At 67.4% G+C, this 26,735-nt stretch carries 17 protein-coding genes, 1 pseudogene and 1 CRISPR repeat array; of the genes and pseudogenes, 8 read left to right on the forward strand and 10 right to left on the reverse strand.

The annotated features are described in order from the left end of the window. Positions 1 to 186: 186 nt before the first annotated feature. The 8 genes from ABD999_RS08835 to cas7c all read left to right on the forward strand — a co-directional run bounded on the left by ABD999_RS08835 (position 187) and on the right by cas7c (position 13,611). Positions 187 to 1,125 carry a hypothetical protein gene (locus ABD999_RS08835; RefSeq protein ID WP_345482647.1) on the forward strand — a complete coding sequence of 313 codons (939 nt, stop codon included), beginning with the start codon at positions 187 to 189 and terminating at the stop codon, positions 1,123 to 1,125. A gap of 356 nt (positions 1,126 to 1,481) precedes the next feature. Next, on the forward strand, positions 1,482 to 1,964 hold the full coding sequence (locus ABD999_RS08840) for a hypothetical protein (RefSeq protein WP_271279762.1): 483 nt from the start codon (positions 1,482 to 1,484) through the stop codon (positions 1,962 to 1,964). A gap of 283 nt (positions 1,965 to 2,247) precedes the next feature. After that, entirely contained in the window at positions 2,248 to 3,123 is an 876-nt protein-coding gene (locus tag ABD999_RS08845) for a DUF2637 domain-containing protein (protein ID WP_271279763.1), read from the forward strand. 135 nt (positions 3,124 to 3,258) lie between these two features. Then, the gene (locus ABD999_RS08850) at positions 3,259 to 5,433 is read left to right on the forward strand and encodes an FtsK/SpoIIIE domain-containing protein (protein ID WP_271279764.1); all 2,175 of its coding nucleotides are present in this window, start codon (positions 3,259 to 3,261) and stop codon (positions 5,431 to 5,433) included. Positions 5,434 to 8,057: 2,624 nt separating this feature from the next. Then, on the forward strand, positions 8,058 to 10,265 hold the full coding sequence (gene cas3 / locus ABD999_RS08855) for a CRISPR-associated helicase Cas3' (RefSeq protein WP_271279765.1): 2,208 nt from the start codon (positions 8,058 to 8,060) through the stop codon (positions 10,263 to 10,265). Continuing rightward, positions 10,262 to 10,951, forward strand: a complete 690-nt coding sequence (gene cas5c, locus ABD999_RS08860; protein WP_271279766.1) for a type I-C CRISPR-associated protein Cas5c — start codon at positions 10,262 to 10,264, stop codon at positions 10,949 to 10,951. Before cas3 ends, cas5c begins: the two co-directional genes overlap by 4 nt. Positions 10,952 to 10,955: 4 nt before the next feature. Then, complete coding sequence (gene cas8c / locus ABD999_RS08865; protein ID WP_271279767.1) at positions 10,956 to 12,713, forward strand: type I-C CRISPR-associated protein Cas8c/Csd1; 1,758 nt, start codon at positions 10,956 to 10,958, stop codon at positions 12,711 to 12,713. Between the two features lie 34 nt (positions 12,714 to 12,747). Then, positions 12,748 to 13,611 carry a type I-C CRISPR-associated protein Cas7/Csd2 gene (gene cas7c / locus ABD999_RS08870; RefSeq protein WP_271279768.1) on the forward strand — a complete coding sequence of 288 codons (864 nt, stop codon included), beginning with the start codon at positions 12,748 to 12,750 and terminating at the stop codon, positions 13,609 to 13,611. 563 nt (positions 13,612 to 14,174) lie between these two features. Continuing rightward, positions 14,175 to 15,601: a CRISPR direct-repeat array (repeat unit 37 nt; unit sequence GTGGCGGTCGCCCTCCGGGGCGACCGAGGATCGCAAC). Positions 15,602 to 16,152: 551 nt separating this feature from the next. Here the strand turns inward: cas7c and ABD999_RS43875 are convergent. The 10 genes and pseudogenes from ABD999_RS43875 to ABD999_RS08915 all read right to left on the reverse strand — a co-directional run. After that, positions 16,153 to 16,305, reverse strand: a pseudogene (locus ABD999_RS43875) (glycosyltransferase); the annotation flags it as partial. A 492-nt stretch (positions 16,306 to 16,797) separates the two neighbouring features. After that, positions 16,798 to 17,136: a MazG nucleotide pyrophosphohydrolase domain-containing protein gene (locus ABD999_RS08875; protein ID WP_271275220.1), complete on the reverse strand. Its 339-nt coding sequence runs from the start codon at positions 17,134 to 17,136 to the stop codon at positions 16,798 to 16,800. Between the two features lie 76 nt (positions 17,137 to 17,212). Next, the gene (locus ABD999_RS08880; RefSeq protein ID WP_271275221.1) at positions 17,213 to 18,403 is read right to left on the reverse strand and encodes a DNA glycosylase AlkZ-like family protein; all 1,191 of its coding nucleotides are present in this window, start codon (positions 18,401 to 18,403) and stop codon (positions 17,213 to 17,215) included. A gap of 23 nt (positions 18,404 to 18,426) precedes the next feature. Further along, complete coding sequence (locus ABD999_RS08885) at positions 18,427 to 19,737, reverse strand: B12-binding domain-containing radical SAM protein (RefSeq protein ID WP_271275222.1); 1,311 nt, start codon at positions 19,735 to 19,737, stop codon at positions 18,427 to 18,429. A 4-nt stretch (positions 19,738 to 19,741) separates the two neighbouring features. Next, positions 19,742 to 20,401: a dTMP kinase gene (tmk, locus tag ABD999_RS08890; protein ID WP_271275223.1), complete on the reverse strand. Its 660-nt coding sequence runs from the start codon at positions 20,399 to 20,401 to the stop codon at positions 19,742 to 19,744. 447 nt (positions 20,402 to 20,848) lie between these two features. Further along, positions 20,849 to 21,913 carry a methyltransferase gene (locus ABD999_RS08895; protein ID WP_271275224.1) on the reverse strand — a complete coding sequence of 355 codons (1,065 nt, stop codon included), beginning with the start codon at positions 21,911 to 21,913 and terminating at the stop codon, positions 20,849 to 20,851. Beyond that, on the reverse strand, positions 21,910 to 22,905 hold the full coding sequence (locus ABD999_RS08900; protein WP_271275225.1) for an ABC transporter substrate-binding protein: 996 nt from the start codon (positions 22,903 to 22,905) through the stop codon (positions 21,910 to 21,912). The genes ABD999_RS08895 and ABD999_RS08900 overlap by 4 nt, the downstream gene beginning before the upstream one ends. 631 nt (positions 22,906 to 23,536) lie before the next feature. Next, entirely contained in the window at positions 23,537 to 24,424 is an 888-nt protein-coding gene (locus ABD999_RS08905) for an SAM-dependent methyltransferase (RefSeq protein ID WP_271275226.1), read from the reverse strand. Positions 24,425 to 24,818: 394 nt separating this feature from the next. After that, entirely contained in the window at positions 24,819 to 25,988 is a 1,170-nt protein-coding gene (locus tag ABD999_RS08910; RefSeq protein WP_271275227.1) for a helix-turn-helix domain-containing protein, read from the reverse strand. A gap of 66 nt (positions 25,989 to 26,054) precedes the next feature. Next, complete coding sequence (locus ABD999_RS08915; protein WP_271275228.1) at positions 26,055 to 26,690, reverse strand: HAD family hydrolase; 636 nt, start codon at positions 26,688 to 26,690, stop codon at positions 26,055 to 26,057. Positions 26,691 to 26,735 lie beyond the last annotated feature (45 nt).

Below are 26,735 nucleotides of genomic sequence, written 5' to 3' on the forward strand. Positions count from 1 at the left end.
ACTCATCTACCGGAGGCTCCACGCTCATCTCCGGCCTTCGACGACTCCTCCCGAAAGGCCCGATACGTCACCGCCTGCGTCCCAGAAATCCCCAATCGCCCTGAATTATTTCTCTGAGATCACCTCAGTGGCCGTTCTCTGGCCTGTAGCAGAAGGCATACGTCGATGCGCCGTTCACCAGTGCTCTTGTCCGCCGTACTCATCGGCCCCGCGGCGATGCTCGTAACGCCGGTTCCGGCCGAGGCCGCCATTCCTGATGTGGTGCGCGCCGTGCAGCAGCAGCTTGTCAAAGGCGCGAGTATGAAGTTCACCCAGTACGGCACCGTCACGTTCAACGGCAGAAACAGATCCGCCGACAACATGGCCCGCGTGTTCCGCTTCAACCCGATCCAGGACGGAAGGCTGCAACTGGGCAGGAACGGAGTCGCCGCGGTAGGGCTCACCCGCCGGGTGAACTTCGACAGGGAGAACCTCCCGCTCGCCAAGGAACACGCCGCCGAAGGCGATCTGGTCGCGAAAAGCCTGCTCACTCAGACTCGGCCGCACCGCTGGGTCAACACGAACGGCTGGTTCTACGACACGGGGCGGTTGTGGACCGCCGGCCTGCCTGAGGGAAAGACCTGGGCGCGGCGCGGAAAGGGCACCCCCGCGGCCACGGCTTTCCGTGACCAGGTCATCAACATCTTCGAGATCCGAACGCTCAAGACGCTGATTGCCGACGCCGACGAGCGGAAGTTCGGCCTGCCGAATCCGGCCGGCAAAACTCCGGCCATGAGGAAGACTGGATGGTATTCGGGCTCCATCACGTTCGGCGAGCTCTACAAATTGTCGCCCACATTTCGTGAGGTGGCCGGGAAGCGGCCTGACGCGAGTATCGCAAACAGGGCCGTCGGCTGGCGCATCATTTTCGATGCGAATGGCCTGCCCTTCCAGTTCGGGTCGGGCTGGAGTGTCGAGGACAAGCGGAAAGGGGCCGACGGCGGCGCTGTGATCAAGGCCGTGTCCTGGGGTTCCGCCACGACCATCGCACGGCCCAAGCCGGCTCAGGTCGGCGTCGTCCGCGCTCCCGCTGGAGGCCTGCCGGCGTTCGACACCATGGTCGACATGAACGAAGCCGCCCTGTAGCGCGGAATCGGATGCGGACGGAAGGCGTGCCGCTGCGCTCACGTCTGAACGCAAGGGATCGCGCGTCGGCGCGGCAACTTGCCGGCGTTCACCCCTTGGACGTGGTGCGGCGTCTGTCGGTCGTGCTTCAGCGCGGTCTGTTGGAGCGGGACGATCCATGGATAGTGGAGCAGTTCCGGCAGCGTATGCGCCTGCTGCGTGGGATGCCCGGCGCGGGCCACAGCAGGGTGGGCTCGTTGTAGAGGGGGATCTGGTGGAGGCCGGGCCAGTCCTCGATGGGGTTGAGCGCTGTAGAGGCGGGTCGCGGTCTGTTCGTCGGAGGCGGCGCTGCGGATGACCTGCGGGAGTCGGAGATCTTGGATGAGGTCGATGGCCGGCTGGGGACCGAGTTCGGGCCGAAGTCGCTGGAACGCACGATCGCGGCGATGGCAGAGCAGGTGATCGACCCCAACGAGGCGGCCCTGGTCGACTTGCGGAAACGCCTGTCCAAGTGTGATCGCAAGCTGGGTCAGTACCGCTCTGCCCTCGATGCCGGAGGGGACCCTATCGAGATCGCCGGATGGATCAACGAGACGAAGATTGAACGCGCCCACCTGGTGGGTGAGCTCAAGGCCGCCCCGGCCGCGCAGCGCATCAGCGTCGCGGAGATCAGGTCGATGATCGAGGAGGTCGGCGACCTGGTGCGGCTGGTCGGTGAAGCGGACCCGGACGACAAGGCCGCGCTCTACACCCAGCTCGGGCTGAAGCTCACTTTCTACCTGGAAAAGCAGTATGTGGAGGCCCGGATTGCTCCGGAGCCCCCACATGTGCGTTCGGTTTGTGTCCGAGGCCGGACTTGAACCGATCGCCTATCTCCTGAGTAACTTCGACGCTCCGTGGCTGGACGTCTCGTGCCCGGAATAGGCGTGCAGAAGGCCGCTCCCCGACCCACCCCAACGAGATCGGGTTCCACCGCGCGGCGCACGCATATTCACAGGGAAGTCCAGCACCTGCCCATCCGAGATCTTCAACAGCTAATCGCGCTGCGCCCGGACAGCGGCAGGACGGCGGCCAGGGCTCGGTGACTACAACACCGAACCCCGGCCTGTGACCCAGCACCCTGACCAAACCAGGAGCCAGGCCATGCGCCACCCTTCCACACAACCAATTGACGGCGAAACGATGTCCGCGAAAGCGGCCCCGCCCGAGCGCACCCGGCGCTTCTTCAGCAAGCTGTTCCAAGCCGATCGCGGAAAGACCGCGCCGGTCAGCGCACCCCCTTCCGGCCCCGGCACAGGTCGGCTCGGAGACCGGGTCATCCTCGGTTTCGCGGTGGCCGTCTTGCTGGCGGTCGCCGGCGCGGCCGCCTACGTGTCGTACCACCACTTCTACGCTCTGGCCATCGCTCTGGGGGAGCGGCACGACATGGCCATCCTCTACCCCGCGATGTCCGACGGAGTGATCGTCATGGCCTCCCTGGTGATGGTCTACTGCTCCCGCCGCCAGCTCCGTGTGCCAGTCCTGGCATGGGTCGCGCTCGCCCTGGGAGGGGCGGTGACCCTCGCGGCCAACGTGGCGCACGGCTGGTCCGGCGGACTCGGATCGCGCCTGATCAGCGCCCTGGCACCCGTGGCGTTCGCGGGAGCGTACGAGCTGCTCATGTGGATCGTCCGCAACACCCGACGTCCGGCGGACGAGTCCTCGGCCAATGAGCACGTGTGCCAGCCCGCCGAAACGGTCGTCGAGGTGGAACGCGCGGTGCCGGTCTTGCCCACTGACCGGTACGAGGCGGCCCGGCTCGCCTACATCGACAGCCTCAGCGAGGGTAAGCAGCGCCTTGGCCGACGCCCGCTCATGAACCGGTGGGGGCTGGAGCAGCGTGAGGCCGAAGAGATCATTGCCGAGGTGGAGCAGGAGCGGACTCAGGTGACCGAGACGAAAGGGGCCGAGACGTCAGAGGCAGAGGCCGCCGTACCACCGGCGGACGGTGTGCCCTTGGGCGAGGCGGCCGCGGCGTGAAGAACATCATCCACGCCATTCACGTGTGCCTATTCCTCCTCCATGGTGCGCGCGAGGCCACGCCGAACGTCCGGTGCACCGACCCGCAGTGGGGGGCGCCTGTGGATCGTCGGTCACTCGGGCGGAGGCGGAGGCGTGACGGTTACCGATGAGACGCGCGACAACGTCGTGGTCGCCTCCCCGGAGGAGATCGCGCCGGTCGACCGTGCGTACACCTGCGCGCCGGCCTCGGAGGAGCCGACAGGGGAGGTTGATAGCCAGAACGAGGTTCTTGAGGGCCGGGTTGTCCCGGTAGATCAGCCACATGAGTCCGGCCCGGTGGATGTGCTCGCTGAGCTGGCTGCACGCCGTCAGGAGCGCGCGCCGCTGGTCCCGGTGTGGCTGAGGTCGCGGGCGGATGCGGTGCAGGTGCTCGCGTGGCAGGCCGAGCACACCGGCTACGTGCTGGCCTATCACGCGCTCCGCCTCCCGAAGTACGCGGCCAAGCTCCTGGCCCGAACCCCGGCCGGTGCCTGGCGGGTGCTCGTGGAACTGGTCTCCTGGCTGTTCGATCTGGAAGGCCGCCCGGTCCGCCGAGCGGCCGTGTCGAAGGAGGAGTCCGCGGAGTACTTGGCGCTGTCGCGGCAGCGCGACAACCGGGTCAGAGCCCGGCTGTGGACCCTCCTCATCGGTGCCGTCACTCTGACGCTGGTGAGCATTTTCGTGGCGGTGGCCGCGCCGGCCTGGGCCCAGTGGGCGATCGTCGGCGTGCTCGTCGCTGCGGCGGGCCTGATCGGGACGCCTGCTGACCAGCCGCTGCTGGATCGGGCGGTCGTTCCGAGCCGGGTGCGGAAGCTCACCAGTGACCAGGTGCTGGACGCGCTCGGTTCACTCGGCATCTCCGCCATCAACCAGGCGCTCGGCAAGAAGGGACGCGGCATCACCTTTCCCGCTCCGATCATGCGGGACGGACCCGGCTGGCGGGCCGAGGTGGATCTCCCGCTCGGCGTGACCGTAGCGGAGGTGCTGGACAAGCGCGACAAACTCGCCTCCGGCCTTCGGCGCGCCCTGGGCTGTGTATGGCCCGAACCTGTGTCGGAGGAGCACCCCGGTCGCCTGGTGCTGTGGGTCGGCGATCAGGAGATGCGCAAGGCCAGGCAGCCCGCCTGGCCGCTGCTGAAGTCGGGCCAGGTCAGCCTGTTCGACCCGATCCCGTACGGCAACGATCAGCGCGGCCGGCCGGTGTCGATCCTGCTGATGTTCGCCAACGTGCTCATCGGCTCGATGCCGCGCTACGGCAAGACGTTCGCGCTGCGGGTCCTCCTGCTGGCTTGCGCGCTGGACCCGCTGGCCGAGCTGCGGCTGTTCGAGCTGAAGGGCACCGGTGACCTGTCGGCGCTGGAGAAGGTGGCTCACCACTACGCCAAGGGCGCCACCGACTCCGCGAAGGCGGCGTGTGTCGCCTCGCTGGCCGAGGTATACGCCGAGCTGGACCGGCGCGCAGAGGTCATCGACGGCCTGCCGCGCTATCAGGCGCCGGAGTTCAAGGTCACGCCCGATCTCGCGGCCCGCAAGGACCTGGGGCTGCACCCGATGGTGGTCGCGATCGACGAATGCCAGGAGTTGTTCGCCGACGACGAGTACGGCGAGGAGGCCGCCAAGTACGCGACCGCGATCATCAAGCGCGGCCCCGCTCTGGGGATCATTCTCATCCTGGCCACCCAGCGGCCGGACAAGGACAGCCTGCCCAAGGCCATCTCCGCGAACGCGGGCATCCGGATCTGCCTGCGGGTGATGGGCTGGCAGGAGAACGACATGATCCTGGGCACCGGTATGCACCAGGCCGGGGTCAAGGCCACCATGTTCACGCTGAACGACAGAGGCATCTCCTGGGCGGTCGGCATCGCCGAGGATCCGATCATCGTCCGCTCGGCCTACCTCGACGGCCCCACCTCAGAGCTGATCGCCGAACGCGCCCACCAACTCCGCCAGGCAGCCGGCACGCTGTCCGGACAGGCCATCGGTCAAGAACCGGCCAGGCGGGCCTCCTACGACCTGCTGGCCGACATCCTGACCGTGACCACGGCCAAGGAGGAAAAAGTCTGGAACAGCACGGTCGTGGACCGGCTGGCCGAGTTTCGGCCGGACGCCTACAGCCAGTGGGCGGACTTGGAGGACGACGCCAAGACCGCCACGCTGACCGCACGCCTCAAGGAATGCGGTGTCAGGACGGACGATACGTGGAGCCGCGACAGCTCGGGTAAAGGCCGCAACCGCAAGGGCTTCCACCGTGCCGACGTGGCCGGGGCGCTGCGCAAGAGGAAGATCTAGCGTTAGTCGCTCACGCTCTCCGGTGAACGCCTCTGGGCTCATCCAGGGGCGTTCGCATGGGGCGCTAGAACGCTAAACAGCAGGTGAGAGTGCGGGCCTTCCGCTAGCAGAGCCGCTAGACCTAGCGGGACAGGAGCTAGGTTATTTCGTAGAAGAGGCCAAGAGACGGGACTCAGTAGGCGGCCGCCACTTTGGGTTCGCGGGCTCCTCGAACGGCGCCCCTTCGCTGCGATCCTCGGCCGCCTCGAAGGGCGACCGCCACGCGGCGACCTTCGTGTTGGGGATGTGCAGGGTGCCGGAGTTGCGATCCTCGGCCGCCCCGGAGGGCGACCGCCACGGGCACCCAGTAGCACTTCGTGATACCGGGCCGGAAGTTGCGATCCTCGGCCGCCCCGAAGGGCGACCGCCACCGGAATCGGTGGTGGCCACGACTGACATCACCCCAGCGTTGCGATCCTCGGACGCCACGAAGGGCGACCGCCACCGTACCTGGTCACCCAGCACGTCTACGACCACCTGGAAGAGTTACGATCCTCGGCCGCCCCGAAGGGCAACCGCCACACATCACGGTGTACCGCGGGGTGCCGTCCGGGGTGTTGCGATCCTCGGCCACCTCGGAAGGTGACCGCCACCCCACTTGCCGCCGGACAGGTCAGCCGTCCACCCGGCGTTGCGATCCTCGGCCGCCCCGAAGGGCGACCGCCACCAGCTTCGTCTTCACGTCCCACACGCACGACGGGCAGTTGCGATCCCCGGCCGCCCGAAGGGCGACCGCCACCGAGCACCGCGTGCAGCAGGTCGTCGTTCGGGACGGTGTTGCGATCCTCGGCCGCCCGAAGGGCGACCGCCATCCGTGACCCTGGCCGCCTGGGGGTTCGGCAAGTTCGTTGCGATCCTCGGCCACCCCGGAGGGCGACCGCCACCCTCAGGGGCGGCCCAGCGTCCACGGAGAGCGGCGTTGCGATCCTCGGCCGTCCCGGAGGCGACCGTCACCGGAGACGACGCTCATGCAGGAGCACGAGGTGGCGTTGCGATCCTCGGGCGCCCCGGAGGGCGACCGCCACCCGACTCTCCTTGAACTCGATCACCACAAGACGATACGTTGCGATGCTCGGCCGCCCCGGAGGGCGACCGCCACTCGAGCAGGCCCCCGCCTACCAGGGTGCCGATCACGTTGCGATCCTCGGTCGCCCTGGAGGGCGACCGCCACGTGAATAGGTAAAGATCGTCGCCATAGCGTTCATAGTTGCGATCCTCGGCCGCCCCGGAGGACGACCGCCACCACAGCAGATGCAGCGTCCCGAAGACCGCAATCGCGTTGCGATCCTCGGCCGCCCCGAAGAGCGACCGCCACCCGGGCTGAGGGTGAGTTCCTCGCCGCAGTTTAGGCAGTTGCGATCCTCGGTCCCCCCGAAGGGCGACCGCCATGTCCAGCCAGCCACGATCGTCGTCAGCGTGTCGACATTGCGATCCTCGGTCGCCCCGGAGGGCGACCGCCACCAGTCGTTCCCGGGGCCTCGGGTGTCTTCCAGTTCTGGTTGCGATCCTCGGTCCCCCCGAAGGATGACCGCCACTTGGGAGCGGGGTAGCCGCCTTCGACTTCTTCGGCGTTGCGGTCCCGGCCTCCCCGACAAGCGGCCACACCTTCATCTCGTTCGGTGATCTCCCCTTCAGGGACGTAGTTGCGATGCTCGGCCACCTCCGGAGAGTGACCGCCACGTATCTGAATAGGGATTGCACTCCCTCGGCTGAGACAAAAGCATGTTCTCTGACTGAGAACTATATGGCCTGTTAGGCCGCCCTAGGAGTATCAGGGGCCCACCAAAGAGAGGAGTCCGGCGGCGTTACTGGAGGTGATCTTTCGGTGCCAGGCACACCTACGTGGAAAGTGCCTCTGATCTGCGTGGATAAGATCTAGGCAAGCCCTATCCTTCTAGATCAGAGGCACTTAAATGCGATCCATCGCCTGATGAAAGGCTCTGCGGGTCCCGCAGGTTAGCGGGCCCTCGTGTTCCATGCCATGCATAAGCCTCCAAGCGCGGTAGCAACCGTGACAAGTTCGCTGGGGCTGAGGCCGACGAGGGTGATCAGGGCGCCACCCGCAAGAAGAATCGCTATCAAGCCCGCCACGGCCGCCACGTCGGACGGGCGTCGATGCTCGGTGTCTGGGGGATACTTGGACATGGATCTCCTTGAGATCTGGGGCGCCGTCCGGCTTGAGAGGTGGGGCGGCGCCTCTTGGTTGGCAGGGACGAACGCGAGGCTACAGCCGCCAATCAGCCTCGTCTCGAAGTTGGCCAAGATGGTTCGCTCACTCCTAATAGACCCTCTCAGAACCAGAAGCCCCGTTGGCCTTCCCCAAAAGCCCTACTATTCGTAGCAGCGCAGGTTAGCCTGCTATATGGAGGCAGCGCGCTTGTGGAGAGTGCGCTGAGAATCGCAATTGAGACGGCCTCCCGGGCAATTACGGGAAGACTGTTTTCTGTTGCTGCGGGCTATTCCGGCCCGCAGCAAACAGAAGTTTCGGTTAGCCCGTGAAACCAGCTCCGAGTCTCGTAGGTTTTGTCGGTCGCCGAACGTAGAGTTCTCGGGCGGCAGTCGGTAGCCGATCGAATCGGGCTGTAATGGATGAAATGTGGGCACATAGTGCAAATCGAGCCGGAAGGCGACACGCCCTAACGGAACACCTTCGTGGTACATCGCTATTGGCAGGCGAATTCGCAGATGCGTTCGATGCGCGGAGCTTAGGGGCGTATCTAGGGCTGGTCCACGACGTCGGTAAGGCCGGGTGCGCCTGGCAGGAGGGATTGCTGAGGGCGGAAGCCGCGGGTGGACGAGTGGTTGATGCCGAGGGAAGGGGCATCGATCACAAGGCGGCCGGTACGTGGCTGGCAGCGCGCACAGCGGGGTTGGGCTTCTTTAGCATGCCGCTGCTTGGTCACCACGGCGGTCTTCCGGACACGCAGGACCTCAAGCGTTGTCTGTATCTGGCCGAGACCGAGGCGCGCGACCGGGTCCAGGAGGCGATCGACCGGGCTGCCGCGCTGATTCCTGAGATTCGTACGGCGCCGGCGCCGAAGATGCCAGCCTGGGTGGCCTCGGCCAACGACCTTCATGCGGTCGAACTACTGATACGGATGGCGTTCAGCGCCCTCGTCGACGCTGACTTCCTCGATACAGCTCAACACTTCAGGGGACGGTCATTGCCTGTAGCGACTTCTCTAGGCACGCTGTCCGAGCCTTTTGAAGAGGCACGGTCTGCTTACCTGAAACGGCGGATGGGCAGCTCGCCGACCCCGGTGGATGCGATTCGCGCAGAAGTTTATGAGCAAGCAGTTCAGACGGCGTTACAGCCGAGAGGCATCTTTCCCTTTCCTGCACCGACCGGCTCAGGCAAGACCATCGCTGCGGGTGGGTTTGCCGTGCATCACGCTGCTGAGCATGGGCTGCGTCGGGTAATCATCGCCGTACCCTACATGTCGATCACCGAGCAGAACGCTCAGGTCTACCGGGACCTATTCGGTGACACCCATGTACTGGAGCACCACAGCAGCATCGACCTGCATCGGCAGCCCCGCGGGAGGAAGTGGCAGAAGCTGGCGGCAGAGAACTGGGACGCTCCAGTCGTGGTCACGACCACGGTGCAGTTGTTCGAGTCGCTGTTCAGCCGTAAGCCGTCAGCGATGCGCAAGGTGCACCGACTGGCCGGCGCGGTGATCGTGCTGGATGAGGTGCAAGCCCTGCCCGACGCCATGCTGCTGCCGATCCTGTCGGCGCTGCGTCATCTGACCGAATACTTCGGGTCGAGTGTGCTGCTGGCGTCTGCGACGCAGCCGGCCTTCTTCGACCTGGACATCTTCCGCGGCTTGCAGGCAAGAGACGTGATTGCTAGACCCCAGCCGCTCTATGACCGGTTGCGCCGAGTCCGCTATCGCTGGTGGTGCGACCCAAAACCCACCTTCCGGCAAGTCGCCCAAGAGGCCGCTGGCGAGAAGCAAGTCCTGTTGATCGTCAACACCACAGGAGACGCTATGCGGCTGCATGAGGAGCTCGCCGCCGTTTGGCGACATGACGGACCGGTGCTGCATCTGTCGACCCGCATGGCGAGTGCCCACCGCCGGGCAGTCCTGGATTTGGTCCGCATGCGACTCGAGAACGGTCTGCCGGTCGCGGTGGTGAGCACGCAGTTGGTCGAGGCGGGGGTCGACCTGGACTTTCCGACGGTCTACCGCGCGATGGCCCCTGCTGAAGCGCTGCAGCAGGCTGCTGGGCGGGCCAACCGTAACGGCACTCTCAGCGAGGGCAAGGTCATCGTGTTCGACCCAGCCGACGGCAGTACTCGGGGCACAGAACTGGTCTATGGGGCCGCATTAGGTGTCAGTTGCTCCTACTTCGGACCGGACGGAGAAGATCCTGATCACCTGTCCACGCTGCGGATCTACTACCGGGACAGGTACGCGGTGAAGAACGTCGAGGGCAGCGGAACGGGCAGGCAGATACAAGATCGACGTGCCGAGTTCGACTTTCCGACCGTTGCCAAGCAGTTCCGCATGATCGACGAGCTGAGCGTTCCTATCCTCGTTCCGTACGGCGACGAGGCCGAACGCGACGAGTTGAAGGAACGCCTCCACAATCCGGAGCGCATCGAGCCGGCGGTCTTTCGCCGTCTTCAGCCTTACCTGGCCACCCTGCCCGCGCCCTTGGCCAAGTACGCCGTCGCGCGAGGACTGGCTGCCGAGCTCGTCGGTGACTTGTACGAGTGGCTCGGCCCCTACCACCCCGAGCGTGGAATCGAGTTCGCCTATCCGAAGCCGGAGGACTACAATAAGTGAGCGCACTTCAGCACCCGTACTATCCGCATCCTCCGCTGGTCGTCGAAGTAAGCGGCGACTTGGCCTGCTTCACCCGGCCGGAGCTCAAGGCGGAACGGTTCAGCTACGAGATCATGACCCCGTCGGCTGCTCGCGGCGTACTTGAGGCGATCTTCTGGAAGCCAGAGTTCCAGTACATCATCTGCAAGATTGAGGTGCTCAAGCCGATCCGTTGGTTCTCCATCCGCCGCAACGAAGTCAAGTCCGTGGTCTCCGAAGACTGGGTTCGTCGCGCCATGGTCGACCCCACGCTGCGCTATGACGTGGAAAACGACCGCGACCAGCGCAACACGGTCGCGCTGCGCGACGTCGCCTATCGCATCTACGCCCAAGTACAGCTGCGGCCGGACGTCCGCGACAGTGAGGTGAAGTATCGCGAACAGTTCCGTCGCCGCGTCGACAAAGGTGCCTGCTACTCCCAGCCCTTCCTGGGCACCCGAGAGTTCTCCGCCCAGTTCGGGCGCCCCAGTTCGGCCAAGCCGATCAAAGACGATCGGGACCTAGGAGTCATGCTGCACAGCATCGACTATCGGCCAGACGGCGAGGCCTACCGCTGGTTCCTGGCACGCCTTGACCTTGGCATCATGCACGTTCCCCCGCACGGCCTGGAGCTGCCATCCGCTGCCCCAGCCAAGAGCAGGACGTGAACCCATGCTCATCCAACGCCTGGCCGAACATGCCGAAACCGCGGTTGGTGACAAGACTCCCCGCTACTTCCGTAACCGCGCCGTGCGATGGGCCATCACACTCACCCGTACCGGGAAGCTCTCACTGATCAGCCGCGCCGACGCCGATCACAAGCAAGGCTCGCCCCTGCCTACGCCCTACCTGACCCGCACCAGCGGGGTGGCGGCAATGCTCCTAGTCGACACCCTCGAATATGGCCTGGCCGTCGCCAAGGACGACACCGACAAGGCCCAGGCAGGCGCCGACCGCCGCAACGACGCCTACCTCGACCTTCTTGAGGCTTGGGCTGAGGCGAGTGCCGATCCAATCGCCGAGCTGGTGTGGGAAACGTTCAAGGCAGAGCGGCACCTCGACCTGCTGCAGATCCTGCCCGAAGACGCGAAATCCTCTGACCTGATCGGCATCTTGGTCGATGGCGAATGGGCACACCTGCGCCCGTCTGCCATCGGCTTCTGGGCTCAGGTCGCCAGGGAGCGCAAGAGTTCCGGCCGCGCCGGCCTCTGCCTGGTCTGCGCGCAGGTGGGGCCGCTGCTGAAGACCATTCCGGAGATGGTCAAGAGCACCCTCATCCCCGTTGGCCTGGATCCGTCCGGGAGACCCAAACGCGGCCGGGACGCCGCACTGATCTCGGTGAATACTGCCGCGCAAGGCCGGATGAGCACCCTTCAGCTCGCCAACACCCCCCTCTGTGAACAGTGCGGCAGCGCGGCCATGGCTGGGCTCGCCGACCTGCTCTCGAACGATCAGCATCGACGCCGCGGTGACGATACTGTCCTCATTTGGTGGCTGCGCGACCCCGATCCGTTCAACCCACTCATCATCGACGCCCCGCACCTCAAGGACGTCGAACGGCTGCTCCAGGAGGTCTGGCGCGGCCGAACCGGAACGGTGGTCGACGACAACGCCTTCTATGCCGTGACTCTGTCAGCCAATCAGAGCCGCATCGTGGTGCGTGACTGGCTCGATGTTCCCCTCCCTGAGATCAAGAGAAGGATCGCCGCATGGTTCTCGGACCATGGCTCCACCCAGATGTGGGAAGACGGCGTGCACTATGTGCCCTTGCGGCAGATGGCCCGGGCGAGCGGCCGCTGGCACCGCGGGCGTAAGGCGTACGACCCAGGCAGTGCCGCCCACGGCCTGGAGCGCGACCTGCTGCACGCCGCCCTCCACCAGGCAGCGCTGCCCTCCAGCCTGGTACCGCACCTGCTTCACCGCATTCGTAACGACCACCACGTCGACTTGCCCCGCGTAGCCCTACTCCGGCTAGCGCTCAACCGGCCCCCGTACAAGGAGAACATCATGACGGGCCTTGATGAGACCTCCACAGACCCCGCCTATGTCTGGGGAAGGCTGTTCGCCGTGCTGGAGGCCATTCAGCGTCGGGCCTTGCCCGACACCAACGCCACCATCCGCGACCGCTACTTCGGTCTCGCCATGACCCAGCCCGCCACCACCATGCGCATGCTGCGCACCAACGCCAACGGCCATCTGAAGAAACTCATCGGCAAAGAGACAAGCCGTGCCGCAGGATTCGCACTCGATGGCCGGCTAGCCACCATCAGCCAGCTCATCGACCACCGGACCGGGCTGCCCGCCCATCTGGACGCCCGTGGGCAGGTTCAGTTCATCCTCGGTTACGACCACCAGCGCGCCCACGACATGGCCGCCGCCCGAGCGGCTAAGGCAGCCAAAGCCGCCACCGATGAGGCCCTCCAGTCCTGATCTCCCTGACTTCCCCGGAGAAGGAGCAACAGCTATGACCCAGCCGGTCCACCTCGACCCCACCCGCAAACACGACTTCGTGTTCCTCTTCGACATCCACGACGGCAACCCCAACGGGGACCCGGACGCCGCAGGCATGCCTCGCACCGACCCCGAGACCATGCAAGGCCTCGTCACCGACGTCGCCATCAAGCGCAAGATCCGCAACATGGTCACCCTGCTCGGCGAAGGCAAGCCCGGCTATGACATCTACGTCGAGGCTGGCGTCTCCCTCAACTCCCAGCACGAACGCGCCTACGAAGAACTCGGTCTGACCGACGGCAAAGCCGCTGAGGTGTCAGCTCAGCAGTGGATGTGCCGAACGTTCTTCGACGTGCGCATGTTCGGCGCCGTCATGGCCACGGGCACCAAACCCGCCGGCCGCGTACGCGGACCGCTCCAACTCACTTTCTCCCGCTCCATCGACCCCGTAATGCCGCAAGAACACGGCATCACCCGCGTCACCCGCACCCGGGAATCAGACAACAAAGAGACCGAGATGGGCGGCAAGCATGCCATCGCCTACGGCCTCTATCGCGGCATCGGCCACTTCAGCGCCCCGCTGGCCGCCCGCACCGGCGTTACCTCCGAAGACCTCGCCATGCTTTGGCGTGCCATGACGCTCATGTTCGAACACGACCGCGCAGCAGGTCGCGCCGAAATGGCACTTCGCGGCCTGTATGTCTTCACGCACCTGGACGGCTTCGGCACTGCCCCTGCCCACACTCTCACCGATTCGGTAAAGGTGGAGCGCGGCGCAGTCGATGGGCAACCAATACGCGACTTCGCCGACTACAAGATATGGGTTGACGAGGTAGCCCTCGCTGAAGGGGTAACCCTTACCCGGGTCGTCGCATGAAAGTAATCCAACAACCATTCACTAGTCGCACGTATGTGCTATTTATCGCCGGTTGGCGATTGCCCCCAGGTGATCGAGGATCGCAATAATCACACGGCGCCTGACGCCGATGCGACGGTGACAGCGTGGCGGTCACACCGGGGTGGGTGACCGAGGATCGCAACGCGCCCGTCGATGACCAGGCTGACAACCTATTTGACCACGTGGCAGTCGCCCTCCGGGGCGACCGGGGATCGCAACCAGTTTTGGGATGACATCACTGACAATGTTCCGAGGTGGCGGTCGCCATCTGAGGCAACCGAGGATCGCAACCGTGGTGAGCGGATCAATCCGGTCAAGTTGCGGATGGGTGGCGGTCGCCCTCCGGGGCGACAAGGATCGCAACAACGCGGATGCGACAGGGAGCGGCACCGCTGACTGACGGTGGCGGCCGCCCCCGAGGCGACCGAGGATCGCAACGCTGTGACGACCGAGGAGCTCACCCTCGAGATGAGTGGAGGTCGCCCCGGGGCGACTGAGGATCGCAACACCCGCGCCGCCCGGGAGCAGTCGAACCGTTCGTCGTGGCGGTCGCCCACCGGGGCGACAGAGGATCGCAACCCGCAGGTTCGGGCGATCCTGTGGCGGTACATCCGGTGGCGGTCGCCCTCCGGGGCGACCGAGGATCGCAACCGCACCCGGGCGTCGAACAGCTGGTAGGTGGACGTGGCGGTCGCCCTCCGGGGCGACCGAGGATCGCAACGGGTGGGAGTTGTCCGGGGTGGGGACGTTCACCGGTGTGGCGGTCGCCCTCCGGGGCGACCGAGGATCGCAACCGCGGTGACGGCGGCGCCCGCGTCCGCGTCAACGGTGGCGGTCGCCCTCCGGGGCGACCGAGGATCGCAACAGCTTGTCGATCTCCCGCTGAAGCATCTGGATCTGGGGTGGCGGTCGCCCTCCGGGGCGACCGAGGATCGCAACCCGGATGGGGACGTGGGGGCCGATCACAGGTGGCGGTGGCGGTCGCCCTCCGGGGCGACCGAGGATCGCAACGGCGTGATGGCCGTCTGGACCGCCATGGAGACCCGGTGGCGGTCGCCCTCCGGGGCGACCGAGGATCGCAACGACTCTTGCAGGGCGGCGGACTCCTCACCCCAGAAGGTGGCGGTCGCCCTCCGGGGCGACCGAGGATCGCAACTGTGCGAGGGCGCGGTGTCGTGGCGCGCATCCGTCGCGTGGCGGTCGCCCTCCGGGGCGACCGAGGATCGCAACACCTGGATTGGCCGCATGACGACCAAGGGCCTGGTCAAGTGGCGGTCGCCCTCCGGGGCGACCGAGGATCGCAACTGCACGCCGGGCCCGCCCAGCCAGTGCTTGTTGTACGTGGCGGTCGCCCTCCGGGGCGACTGAGGATCGCAACGTACAGGGCACGATGCCGGTGGTCGACGACGACGGGCAGGTGGCGGTCGCCCTCCGGGGCGACCGAGGATCGCAACGGCCACGTGGCCTACGTCGAGCAGTGGCTTAAAGCGGTGGCGGTCGCCCTCCGGGGCGACCGAGGATCGCAACAGCCTCACCGTGTCCGGGCAGACGCTCGGCACCACCCCGGTGGCGGTCGCCCTCCGGGGCGACCGAGGATCGCAACGGCCCCGTCATCACCAGGCCGCCGCCCCACCGCTCCGCGGTGGCGGTCGCCCTCCGGGGCGACCGAGGATCGCAACACCATGGGTTCGGATTATCGGAGCGTCTCTGCCCCACGTGGCGGTCGCCCTCCGGGGCGACCGAGGATCGCAACTACCTGACCGAACTGCGGTGGTGGGTCGAGGTGAAGTGGCGGTCGCCCTCCGGGGCGACCGAGGATCGCAACTGGACGTCTAGGACGTCTAGAGCATAAGTTCGAGGTGGCGGTCGCCCTCCGGGGCGACCGAGGATCGCAACCATGGGGTGTAGCGGCGCCGGGCGGGCCGGCGTCGGTGGCGGTCGCCCTCCGGGGCGACCGAGGATCGCAACAACCTGCTCTACACCGCCTCCCGCACCGTGGACGAGTGGCGGTCGCCCCTCCGGGGCGACCGAGGATCGCAACCCCCGAAGCGAGTGATGGAACTCTACGTTTGTGACCAGGTGGCGGTCGCCCTCCGTGGCGACCGAGGATCGCAACGAGATCAACACCGCGGTCACGTTGCCGATCGGCGGTGGCGGTCGCCCTCCGGGACGACCGAGGATCGCAACGCCGGACCGGCGCGACGAGCAGTGCCTGCGGGCGGGTGGCGGTCGCCCTCCGGGGCGACCGAGGATCGCAACGGCTGCTGGGCCGTCCACCACATCGCATGGCAGAGGGCGTGGCGGCCGTCCTTCAGGGCCGAGGATCGCAACCCCGAATACCGCGTCGCCGTCGACTTGAAGGACGGCAGTGAGCGCAGCGGCGGTGGCGCTGAGAGGGAAACGCGCGGCATTGGCCAGACCCGCGGTGCGTAGGTCGGCCGACATAGCGTGGTCGGTGCTGAGGCGGCGGAGGGCGGCGAGGTCGGCCAGGTCGGCGGCCAGCGCTGAGTCATTCAGGACTTCGACGAGGCCGGGCACCGGCCGATACAGCACCGGCAGGCCGCAGGTTTGGGCTTCGAGGGCGACCAGGCCGAAGGCTTCCAGCGTGCTGGAGGCATGATGAGCGCGTCGTGGTCGGCGAAGGCTTGCCAGAGCCGGTGCCGGGGCAGTCAGCCGAGATAGGTGGTGCGGCCTCTGGTACGTTCGAGCCCGCCCAGGCGTGCGGTGTACTCGGCGGGCGGACCGGCGATGCTCAGGTGCGGGCCGGGAATGCTGGTCAGGGTTTCGGCGCTGGTGTGGAGCCCTTTTTCGGGGTCAGCCGTCCGGCGTACAGAAGCCGCAACGGCTCGCAGGTGCGCGGTTGGGCCGGCGGCGGGGTGGCGAGGAGCGCATCGGGCACGCCCCAGGGGATGTGCTCGATGCAGGTGTGACCAGCGTGGGTGCCAGGTAGAGGAGGTGGTCGGTGATCGCGGTGGTGGGAACCACGATGGCGCGGCAGGCCCGCACGGTCTGATGCAGGACGGCGGTGCTGGGTGCGGCGGGCGGCGGCGAAGAGCAGGTCGGTGCCGTGGACCAGCGCCAAGCAGGGATGGTCAGGCAGAGCGTGGTCGCAGTCCAGATGAGTTGAGCTTCGGATCTTCCGAGCAGCGGATCAGAAGAGCCTGGCTAGGAGTTGACCGGCGTCGTCCAGATGCGGGTCTCGTTGATCCGTTCCTTGGCGCGCAGCTCTTCAGCGAGGTCGATCCCCGCGCGATTGGCGATGGCCGCGACATAGATCAAAACGTCGGCCAGCTCTTGGCCGACGGAGCCGACCTGGCTGGTCGGGTCGATCGACATGGCAGTCTGCTTACGCACCGCCTTGCAGACTTCGCCGGTCTCCTCGGCCAGCTTCAGGCACTGGTCGACGATGCTGCTGTGGGTGAAGCCCCGTTCCTGCTCCATCTCGGCGACGTAGCGCTGAAGTTCTTCCAGCGACGGTGAATGCGTGTTGGGAAGAGGGTGCATGGTGTTCCCACATGTGACGGATGAGAGCGCCACGCTAGCAGCAGCACCGGTTGTGGCTCGCCGGAATCCGCGATTTTCACAGCTGACCTGGTGCGATCCGGGGGCGGGGTGCGTGGTACAGGCCGGAGCACAGGACAGCCGTGTGCCGGGCGGCGGCTGCTCGAACCTCGGGGCGCCGGGCGGCTGGCAGCAGTCCAGGGATGAGCCGGTGGCGTACCCGCCCGGCGGAGGGGTCCCACCTCCAGGTGCCGACCACGCGGCCGTCCAGCACGATTGTGGGCAGGACCTCGCCGATCTGGTTGAACGCCGCCTGCTGGGCGAGGTCGCCCAGGTAGCGGCGCCGGGTCTCGAAGTACGCCTTGAGCGCGACATCTTCGTGCGCGAGGAGGTTCACCCCGCTGAGGTAGTCGGCGTCGGCGGCCACGGTGTACTCGGCGAACCGCTGGGCGCTCATGTACAGCGGACTGTGACTCCACGGGGTGAACAGCCGTACGAGCTTGACGCCCGACCGCTGCAGAGCTTCGGTCACGGCGGTGCGTGACAGTGCCGACCACCAGGTTGCGTCTTTGATGCTGATCGGGCCGTACCGGTCCAGGTAGGCGGCCATCAGGAGTTCGACCGCGGTGTGCGGGTCCAGCGCGGTGTCGAGGGTGGGGTAGGTGCTGGCAGTGAGCGTGAAGACGCGCACCTCACGGTTCCAGCCCGCGGCCTGGTTCAGGTAGGACAGGACGCCTCGCTCCCAGGCGAGCTTCAGCGCCAGTCGTGTCACCATCACCGGTGTCCCCGCCGCGCCCAGCTGGACCTCGATGGTGCGATGGAACAGCGGCCCTGACGCGCCCAGCAGCTCCACGATGGCGGCGGTGGCCGCGGTGATGGCGGCGTGGCCGTGGCCGGCGTTGACGATCGCGCGCAGGGCGTCTCGTTCGCGGAAACGCAGCGTGGCGGCGTGCGCGGCAGCGGCGAGGTCCAGGGGCAACGTGTGCAGGGTTTTGCGCATGCATCGCACGGTCAACAGCCGCGAGCGTACGGCGGGGTTGAACAGCTCCAGCGGGATGGACGGGTCGGCGGCGCGGGCCGCCACCGTGGCGAAGGGCGAGGGCAGCCGGGCGGCGTGCAGCCCCAGCCCTGCATCGGTGATCTCCTCCACCCCACTGCGGCGGGTGTGCGGGGCGAGTCCTTGGCGGGCCAGCACCCAGTTCCACAGTCGGCCGGCCTCCTGAGGGCTGAGGGTGTGGGTTTGCGCCGTCTCGGGGCCGGGGCTAGCCATGCGGGGCAGGCTAGCAACGGTCGTCATCCCTGCGGGCCCCATTCGTCTTCCACGAACCTGCGCAACTCTGCGTAGGACCGCTCGGTTTCGGCCCATGCCTCGTCGTCGCCCCACCAGCGGCGGGTGTTGTGGTGAATGTGGAATTTGCTCCAGTCGCCGTCCCAGTCCGGTTGCTGGTGGGTGCCGCGGATGCCGTGCAGCAGCGCGTTGGCGTACACCTCGGTGCCGGGCAGGGGCACGAAACGAAACAGCGACACCCGGCCGAGCATCGGCCGCAGCTCGCGCAGCAGGTCGATGGTCTGCCGCGTGGTCTCGATGTTCTCGCCGGGGTAGCCGTGGATGATGAACACCTTCGCCGAGATTCCGGCGGCCGAGGTCATCTCGACCGCGGCGCGGATCTTGGCCTGGGTGGTGTTCTTCCGCATCGCTTTCAGCAGGCGTTCGCTGCCGGATTCCATTCCGTACTTGATTTCGATGCAGCCCGAGGCGGCCATCGTCTCCAGCAGCGCCTGGTCGACGGTATCGACCCGGGACAGGGCCGACCAGCGCAGGCCCAGATCCGCGATCTGGGCGCAGATGGCGGCGACTTTGGTCTTGTTGACGATGAAGTTGTCGTCGACGATCGCGAATCCCTCGATGCCGTAGGCGTCGATCAGGTGGGCGAGCTCGACCCGGGCGCTGGCCCCTCCTCGGTACTGCATGCGGCGCTGGGCGACCGCGCAGAACGAGCACGGGAAGGGGCAGCCCCGGCTGAACATCACGTGCGCCATGCGCGTATCGGTCCCGGCGAGCCGGTCGGTCAGCACGATGTCCTCGCGCGGCAGCAGGTGTCGGGCGGGCAGCGGCAGGTGGTCGATGTCGCGCATGAGCCGGCGCTCTGGGCTCCGCGTGGTGCGGCCGTCGCGCGCGAACAGCACGCCCGGCACGCCGGTGAAGTCCCGGTCGTGGGCGTGGTCGAGGAGTTGGAGGATGGTGTCTTCGGATTCGCCGTCCGCGACGACGTCGGCGGCCAGTTCGTGCAGGACCTCGGTTGGGTAGAAGTTGGCGTGCACACCGCCGGCCATGACGAGTGTGCCGGGGTCGAGCTTGGTCTCGCGGCGGGCCTGGAGCATCAAGCCGTAGGTGGCGGAGGAGGCCAGGCTGAAGCCGACCGCGTCGAAGCCGGTCAGGTTCAGCGCGGTGTGGCCGGGGGCGACGCGGTGGATCTCCACCTGGTGTCCGGCCGCCTCGGTTACGGCCGCCAGGTAGAGCACGCCGAACGGCGGGAACTCCTTGCGCTGCTCGCGGAAGCGCGCCATGTCGTAGACCTCGGGGTACAAAAGTGCGACCTTCATGAAGTCACCTCGTTCGAGGTAAGGGGTGGGAGCGGGCGGCGATCGCCGTGGTGATCGGCTCGGCGACGGCTGCGGCGACCGCGCCGGCATCGGCGTGGCCGATCTGGTGGATCAGCGTTGGGGTGCCGGTGGCGCGGAAGTGCTCAGCGGTCTCGGTGAACAGGGCGCGCTCTGCTTCGGCGGCGGCCAGGTCGCTGCGGTGGAAGCGGCTGTAGGTGCCGCGCTGCTGGGCTCGGCGAAGGCACACTTGCGGGTCGCCGAGCAGGAACACCGCCAGGTCGGCGCGGCGGGCATGCCGGTACAGGTTGGTGATGAACGCGACGTCAGCGCCGTCGAGCCGGTCCAGAACGAACGCCGAGGGGACATACCGGTCGCACACGACGACTCGTCCGGCGCGCAGTTCGGGCTCTATCACGGTGGCGATGTGGTGGTAGCGGTCGGCGGCGACCAGGCACGTCAACGCCAGGTTGTGGAAGTCGTGGGTGCCGGAGCGGGCCAAGGCTCCGATCGGGGAGTCGGATGGCTGGGTGGTGCGGAGCACAGGCAGGCCCGATGCGGTGAGGATGTCGCGCAGGAGGCGGCTGCAGGTCGTCTTGCCGACACCGCTGGGGCCGTCCAACGTGATGAGGAAGCCTGGAAGATCTTCCGAGCAGGTAAGCGGCATGGCGCTTCCCTTCTCATGGGGTGTGTAGGCCGGGCGTGGTGCCGATGGTGGATCATCCATGGGGCTCTCCCCGCGATGAGAGGAAGAGGGTGCCCGGCACCAGCGAAAGACGGAGGGGCGGATACATGCCAGTCGCTGGGCCGTGAGGCTGCTGATGCCGCCCGCGAGTCGCCCGAGGCGACGCACTGATCTCCGCTCGCCGACTCTGGGCAGACACGACTGCCCAGAACGGCAGCGCGATCCACACACCGGCGCCCGCGCCGATGACGAATCCGCCGCCCCGAACAGCGCCGGCAGGAGCACCAGGCCGCTGCCCATGAGGGGATGGCGCATTCGGCGGACGGACGCCTCGCATATCTCCTGGAATCTGCTGCTGACGCGGTCGGCCTTGGTGCGGAGGCTCGCCGGGTGTGTGCCTGCGACGCGAGGTAAGCAGCATCGGCATGGTCAGCACTCCCGCTCGGGTGCCGGGCTGGCCACCAGCAGCGTCTGACCGCAGGGCAGGTGCGCGCACCGGTCGATGCTCAGCCCGGCCTGGTTCGCCAGCTCGCGCAGCTGCGAGACGCGGCGCACCCTGCCGCCCTGGAACAGGGACATCATCCGGATGTCGGTGCTGTACCAGGGGCTCGCCGTGCTCGGCCGCCGAGGCAGCGTCCCTTCGACGATCCAGACTTCTCCGCCGCCGTTGTCCTGCAGGGTCTGGCGTACGCCCGTCAGCAGGGTGACGCAAGCCTCGGGACCGTAGTTGTGCAGGATCGACGACAGCAGGTACCGGTCTGCGCCGCGGGGCACGTAGTCGAAGATGTCGGCCGCGATGATCTCGATCCGGCTGAGCAGGCCCTGCCCGGCCACGTAGGAGTGGGCGCGACCGGTGACGGTGGAGCGCTCGGCCAGGATGCCGCGCAGGTGTGGGTGGGCGTGGACGAGGGCGGCCAGGACGCCGCCCAGGCCGCCGCCGAGGTCGGCCACGAGCCGGACGTCGGCCCAGCCGTCGATGGTGGCCAGGTCCCGGCCGACAGGGGTGCTGCGGGCGGTCATGAACCGGTCGAACGTCTCGGCGAGCCCGTTGGTGAAGATCAGGTATTCGTACAGCGGATGGCCCTCTGGAGGATTGGAGTAGCCGCAGCGGATGGTGTCGGGCAGGTGGCCGAGCGCCTCCCGCCAGTACGTTGAGCCGGTGACCAGGACGGCGTGGCGCTGGGACGGGTTGGCATCAGCGGTGAGGACGTGGCCGTCCTCGGTGAGCCGGTATCCGGCGGGGTTGCCGGCGACGAAGCTGTGAGCCTGTAGCCAGCCCAGCAACCGGCCCATCATGGTCGGGTCGGCGCCGCAGGCTTCGGCCAGCTCGTCGCAGGTCATCGTCTCGGCCGCGAGTTCCTCGAAGACGCCCAGCTCGACGGCGGTGTACAGGGCGGCGAAGTCCGGCATGCCATTGAGCATCTTCTGGACGCGCTCGAAGCCGTCGATCGCGGGCACGGCGGGCGGGGTGTCAGGGCTCTGGTGGAGGGTCACGGCGCGGGCACCTTCGTCGCAGAGGGGACGGGCGTCGACGGGGTGGCCGGCGGGGAGGGTGGCGCCGGGGAGGCGACGATGTCCGGGAGCGGCATGAGGAACCGGCTGACGTCGAGTTCGGCCTTGATGTACTGATAATCCAGCATCATGTCCGCCACCCGCTGGATGCGGTCCGGGTGGAGGTCCATGGGGAAGGTGCCCAGGGTGATGGTCGCCGCCGTCGCGGGGCTGATCTTGGTGTAGGTGGGCAGGGTTTCCGTGATCACCTGCCGGTCCTGGGCGTCGGCCTGGGCCTTGAGGATGGCGCGCTGGAACGAGGTGACCTCGTGGGGGTGCTCCCTGGCGTAGTCGGCGGTGGTGGCCCAGCCGGCGATCGGCCAGCTCTCCGTCTGGCCCTGCATGACGTCGTAGAGTGTCGCGCCGCCGAGCATCTGGTAGGCGGTGATGAACGGCTCGGTCATCCAGGCGGCGTCGATGGTGCCGGCCTGCAGGGCGGGGATCATGTCCGGGAGCGGCATCTCGGAGATCCGCACGTCGTCAGCGGTCAGTCCGGCGATCTTCAGCGCCGCCTCGGTCGTGAGTGTGCCGACCGATTGCAGGGTCACGACCGCGATGTGCTTGCCCTTCAGGTCGCCCAGGCCCTTGATGGGCGAGTTCTTGCCGACCATGAGCTTGAAGGTGTTGGGGGCCGACTGGTAGGCGTCGGCGACGATGCGCAGGGTGCCGGGCTGGTTGGCCTCGGAGAGCACTGCGGCGGTGTAGTTCATGATCGCGAAATCCAACTGCCCGGACTTGAGCTTGGGCAGTGCGACGCCGCCGCCCTGCACGGTCTCGATCTTCACTTTCAGCCCTTCCGCCTTGAAGTAGCCCTTCATGTCCGCGATGGGGACGGTGGCGCAGTCGGGAATGGGCATGATGCCGACCTTGATGGTGCGCAGCGGGCCGCTGGTGGGGGCGGCGGGCAGCGGTGAGCCGCACCCGCCCACCAGCATTACCAAAAGCGATAAAGATACGACTCTGCGTAACTGTCTCATGGGTGTGAACATCCAACAGGACAGGGGGAGAGCAGGACACCGCCTGCCACCTCCCCAGGTGGGGGGTACAAGGGAACAGGATCAGAGGCTCGGGACACGCGAGGACGTGAACCCGGCCGCTCAGCTTCACGGGGGGCTGCTGAGCGGCCGGGCAGCTAACGTCCCCCGTCACCTTCAGGCGGATCAGGATCCCGCGGCTCGGCGCCGACACCCTCATCCGTGGACGTCTGCGCGGCGGGCTTACCCCGCGTGCGAACGCCGTCCCTGGTCAGCCAAGCCAGCGCAATGCCAGCGTCCATGAGTTCCCTCTCCTTCGGAGTCGGAGGAGAGGGCCGGCACGGTGGAGTGCTGCCCCGCCCTCCCTGCTGCGCGCCCGCGGCGTCCGACAGCGGGACACCGGCTGAATGGGCAGCGCAGGGCTCTGGATGGCAGCTCGTGGCCCGGCGAAGACCTCCCCTGCACCGGGCCACGAGCGCCTGGAGGCGGCGGAGCCCGTCAGGATGATGTCTCCCCGGGCGATCATCACGGGCGTGGGAGCGCACCCCGGGGAGTGACCGGCTCCGCCGCCAGTCTGGGTAGCCGCCGCCGGTCACTGTTCCGCCTTCCGGGCGGCGTCCAGCAGGAAGTACTGCCGGTTCTCGACGTCGTGGCGCACCTGGGCGGCAACGGCCATGAAGTACGGGGCGGGCGGGATCTGCGCGGGCCCGTACTCGTAGTCGGGGTGCCAGGCCGCGGTGGTGACGAGGCCGGGCCGCAGCGGGACGCAACCCGGTAGCACCAGATCGGCGATCTGCTGCACGCTTCGCAGGTAGAGCCGGGCCCCGGTCTGCTCTTCATAGGCCAGACGGGCGGCTTGGACTTGTTCGGGCTGGTAGTGGGGCTGGTCGCTCGTCGCGTGCGTGACCAGGAGGAGGCTGCCGGGCGCGAGGAAGTCGTCCAGCGCCTCCATCACCTGCTTCACCTCGTCGTCGGTGAAGAAGTGGAGGATGGCGCCGAGCACGACGCAGACCGGGCGGCCGGTCTCGATCACTGACAGCAGCTCATAGGTGCGATACAGCGCGTCGATGTCGCGTGCGTCGGCCTCGATCATGGTGACGCCGCCGCCTTGCAGTAGGGCGCGGCCGTGCGTGCACACCATTGGATCATTGTCGACGTAGATGAACCGCGCGTCCTTCACGGTGCGCTGGGCTACCTCGTGCAGGTTCGGCGGCTGGTCCGGCAGCCCGGACCCGAGGTCGATGTACTGGCGGATGCCGAGGTCCGCCGCGGTCGCGACCATCCGCCGCAGGCAGGCACGGTTGTCAGGCACGATGAGCCGCATTCCGGGCAGGATCTCGTCCAGCGCGGCAGCGTTGGTTTGGTCGACCTTGAAGTGGTCTTTGCCGTCACCCAGTGCCCCGTAGAGGCGGGCCGGCGTGGACGCTTCCGCGCTCAGCGGGGAAGCACCGGTGGTCTTCTCCTGGGGTTCATTGGTCATCGGGGCCTCGAAGAGTTTGTTTCGAGTGGAAGTGGGCGAAGCGGTATCGCGTGGGCATCTGTTCATTGGTCAGGTTCAGCTGCCGGACCCGCGTCGCTGCTGGCAGCCGGTCGACGAGTCGCCCGACACGTCCCGCGCGCTCTCTGGATTCGTCTGTGAGAGCTGACACGTGCTGGCGTGGCGAGTTTCGGCAGTCGCTCATCAGCGTCGGCTGCGCGTCGTCGCAGTCGATGCGTGCCTGGCCGTGCAGCCCCGCGATGCGAACGTTCCCGCGCGGCGATCAGCTTGGCGCGGAGTACTGCCTCTGACATGGCCCGGTCCCATCTGGTCGCTGTGACACTCAGATGGTTCTCCGGAGGCCGGAGCGGAAGTGACCCAGTAAGGGTCACCGGGATCAGGTGGCGTGACACCACTCGGCGAAGCTGGTCAGTTCTTCCGCACTAGCGCGCTTGAGCCTGCGCAGAGTCGCGGCATCCTCCCGCACCCACCGGTGGTCGCGCGCGTGCTGAGGGGCGGTCCGACGGGCGATCTTCAGCGACTCGAACGCGTCATTCGGGAAGCCAGACCACAGCTGGGCACGGGCCAGTTCGATGTAGAACCCGCTGCGCCGCTCCGCGGGCAGCTCAGGGGGCGGGGCCCACTCCCGGGCGACGTCCAGAGCGCGGTGGACGTGCGCGCTGCCGAGGCTGACCGCGACGGACACCTCGTGAATGCGCACCGACGACGGCCCGAAGGCCGTGCCGGAGTAGATGGCCTCGGGCACCTGGTCGCCCAGTCGGCGGGCCTCGGAAAGATGGGTGTCGGCAGCGTCGGCGTCTCCGGCACGGCCGGCGATGACCGCAGCCCGCATGTGTAGTGCGCCGCGTGCGGCGATGGCCGGCGGGGTGTCTGGAGGGCCCGCGGCGTCGAGGGCGAGCTCCAGCGCGCGCAGCCCCTTGGCGTGTGCGTCGCAGGCGAAGAACGTCTCGGTGCGGACATAGGCGACGCTGGCGGTCAGGATGGGGTCGTCGGCCTGGGCAGCGGCCCAGCGCATCAGCTCAACGAATCTGGCGGATAGGTCGTAGGCGCCGAACTTGAAGGCGACGGCGTCGGCCGCCCTGCAGGCGGACACGAGAAGTGCGGCCACCTCGCGATCGCGCTCGGGCGTGGCGCGGAACAGCTCCCCGAGCAGTTCGGGCAGCCGGCGGGTGATGCGCACGTACTGGGAGGCCAGCCGCCACGTGACCGCCTCGGAGACTGCAGCGCGGAGCTCCGGAAGCGGACGCACGGGTCCGTCGTCGGGCAGATCATAGGCAGCGATGGCCGCCGACAAGGCGGGGATCGCCGCCGCGATCCGCGAGCTGGCCTGTGCCCGATCAGCCACCAGCAGCGACGGGTCGATGCCGAGCGCGGCGGCGAGCGATTCCACAATGTTGTCACTGGCCCCTCGAGCTCCACGCTCGATCTTGCGAAGCGTGCCCACATGGATGCTGGCGGCGTCGGCCAGCTGTCGCTGGGTGAGGCGAGCGACGCTCCTGTGATAGGCGACACGCCCGCCTATCCCGCGGTGAGGGATTGTGGGCATGAGGGCTCCCAGTGTGCTCTTCTCGGACTGTAGCGAGCCGGTGACAGGTCTGCCCAGAGGTCCGCGTTACCCAGTGATGCCGACGAGTTCCTCCAGGCTGGTGATCCGCCAGTCGGCCGCGGCTGCGGCGGGATCGTCGGCCCACAGGTACCCCCACGGCCCGCGCCGTATGTGGGCGACGCAGAGGCCAGCTGCTTTGGCCGGGATGACGTCGTTGGCGGGGTGGTCGCCTACGTACACGATCCGCCTTGGGGGAGCGCCGGCGAACTCCACCAGGCGGGCGAAGAACGCCGGGTCCGGCTTGGCGACGCCCCACTCACCCGAGGTGGCGATCCCATCGGCCGGAAGGGCGAGAGCACGCAGCAGTTCGGCGACGCGTCGCGTCTGGTTCCCGGCGATGAGCACGCCATGGCCGGCCGCCCGCAGCGCGGCCAGCGCCGGACGGACGTCGGGGTAGAGGTCGGCTTCTTCGATGTGCTCACCGCGGCCCGCTGCTTCACGGGCGGCGTACTCGGCCCCGACATCGATGCCGGGTCGGACGAGTCGAAGGGCGTCGGCGTTGTCGCGGCCTTGAGCGACGACGGCGCCGACGAGCGCCGACAAGGTGTGTGTTGGTACGTCGAGCCAGTCGGCCCAAGATGCCCAGTAACGGTCGTCGCAGACGATGGTCTCGCCGACGTCGAAGACGAAGGTCTTGCTCACCGCCCGAGCCTATTGGCTCGGCTCGGACGCGAGAAGATGCCGGTG

This window comes from Nonomuraea ferruginea (assembly GCF_039540635.1).
GTDB classification, from domain to species: Bacteria; Actinomycetota; Actinomycetes; order Streptosporangiales; family Streptosporangiaceae; genus Nonomuraea; species Nonomuraea ferruginea.

Excerpts from the sequence above, each read along its gene's own strand:
- ABD999_RS08875 (WP_271275220.1), bottom strand. The coding sequence starts at position 17,136 with ATGCACCCTCTTCCCAACACGCATTCACCGTCGCTGGAAGAACTTCAG.
- tmk (WP_271275223.1), bottom strand. The coding sequence starts at position 20,401 with ATGCCGCTTACCTGCTCGGAAGATCTTCCAGGCTTCCTCATCACGTTG.
- ABD999_RS08885 (WP_271275222.1), bottom strand. The coding sequence starts at position 19,737 with ATGAAGGTCGCACTTTTGTACCCCGAGGTCTACGACATGGCGCGCTTC.
- ABD999_RS08845 (WP_271279763.1), top strand. The coding sequence starts at position 2,248 with ATGCGCCACCCTTCCACACAACCAATTGACGGCGAAACGATGTCCGCG.
- cas3 (WP_271279765.1), top strand. The coding sequence starts at position 8,058 with ATGGATGAAATGTGGGCACATAGTGCAAATCGAGCCGGAAGGCGACAC.
- ABD999_RS08905 (WP_271275226.1), bottom strand. The coding sequence starts at position 24,424 with ATGACCAATGAACCCCAGGAGAAGACCACCGGTGCTTCCCCGCTGAGC.
- cas8c (WP_271279767.1), top strand. The coding sequence starts at position 10,956 with ATGCTCATCCAACGCCTGGCCGAACATGCCGAAACCGCGGTTGGTGAC.
- ABD999_RS08880 (WP_271275221.1), bottom strand. The coding sequence starts at position 18,403 with ATGGCTAGCCCCGGCCCCGAGACGGCGCAAACCCACACCCTCAGCCCT.
- ABD999_RS08900 (WP_271275225.1), bottom strand. The coding sequence starts at position 22,905 with ATGCTGGTGGGCGGGTGCGGCTCACCGCTGCCCGCCGCCCCCACCAGC.
- cas7c (WP_271279768.1), top strand. The coding sequence starts at position 12,748 with ATGACCCAGCCGGTCCACCTCGACCCCACCCGCAAACACGACTTCGTG.
- ABD999_RS08910 (WP_271275227.1), bottom strand. The coding sequence starts at position 25,988 with ATGCCCACAATCCCTCACCGCGGGATAGGCGGGCGTGTCGCCTATCAC.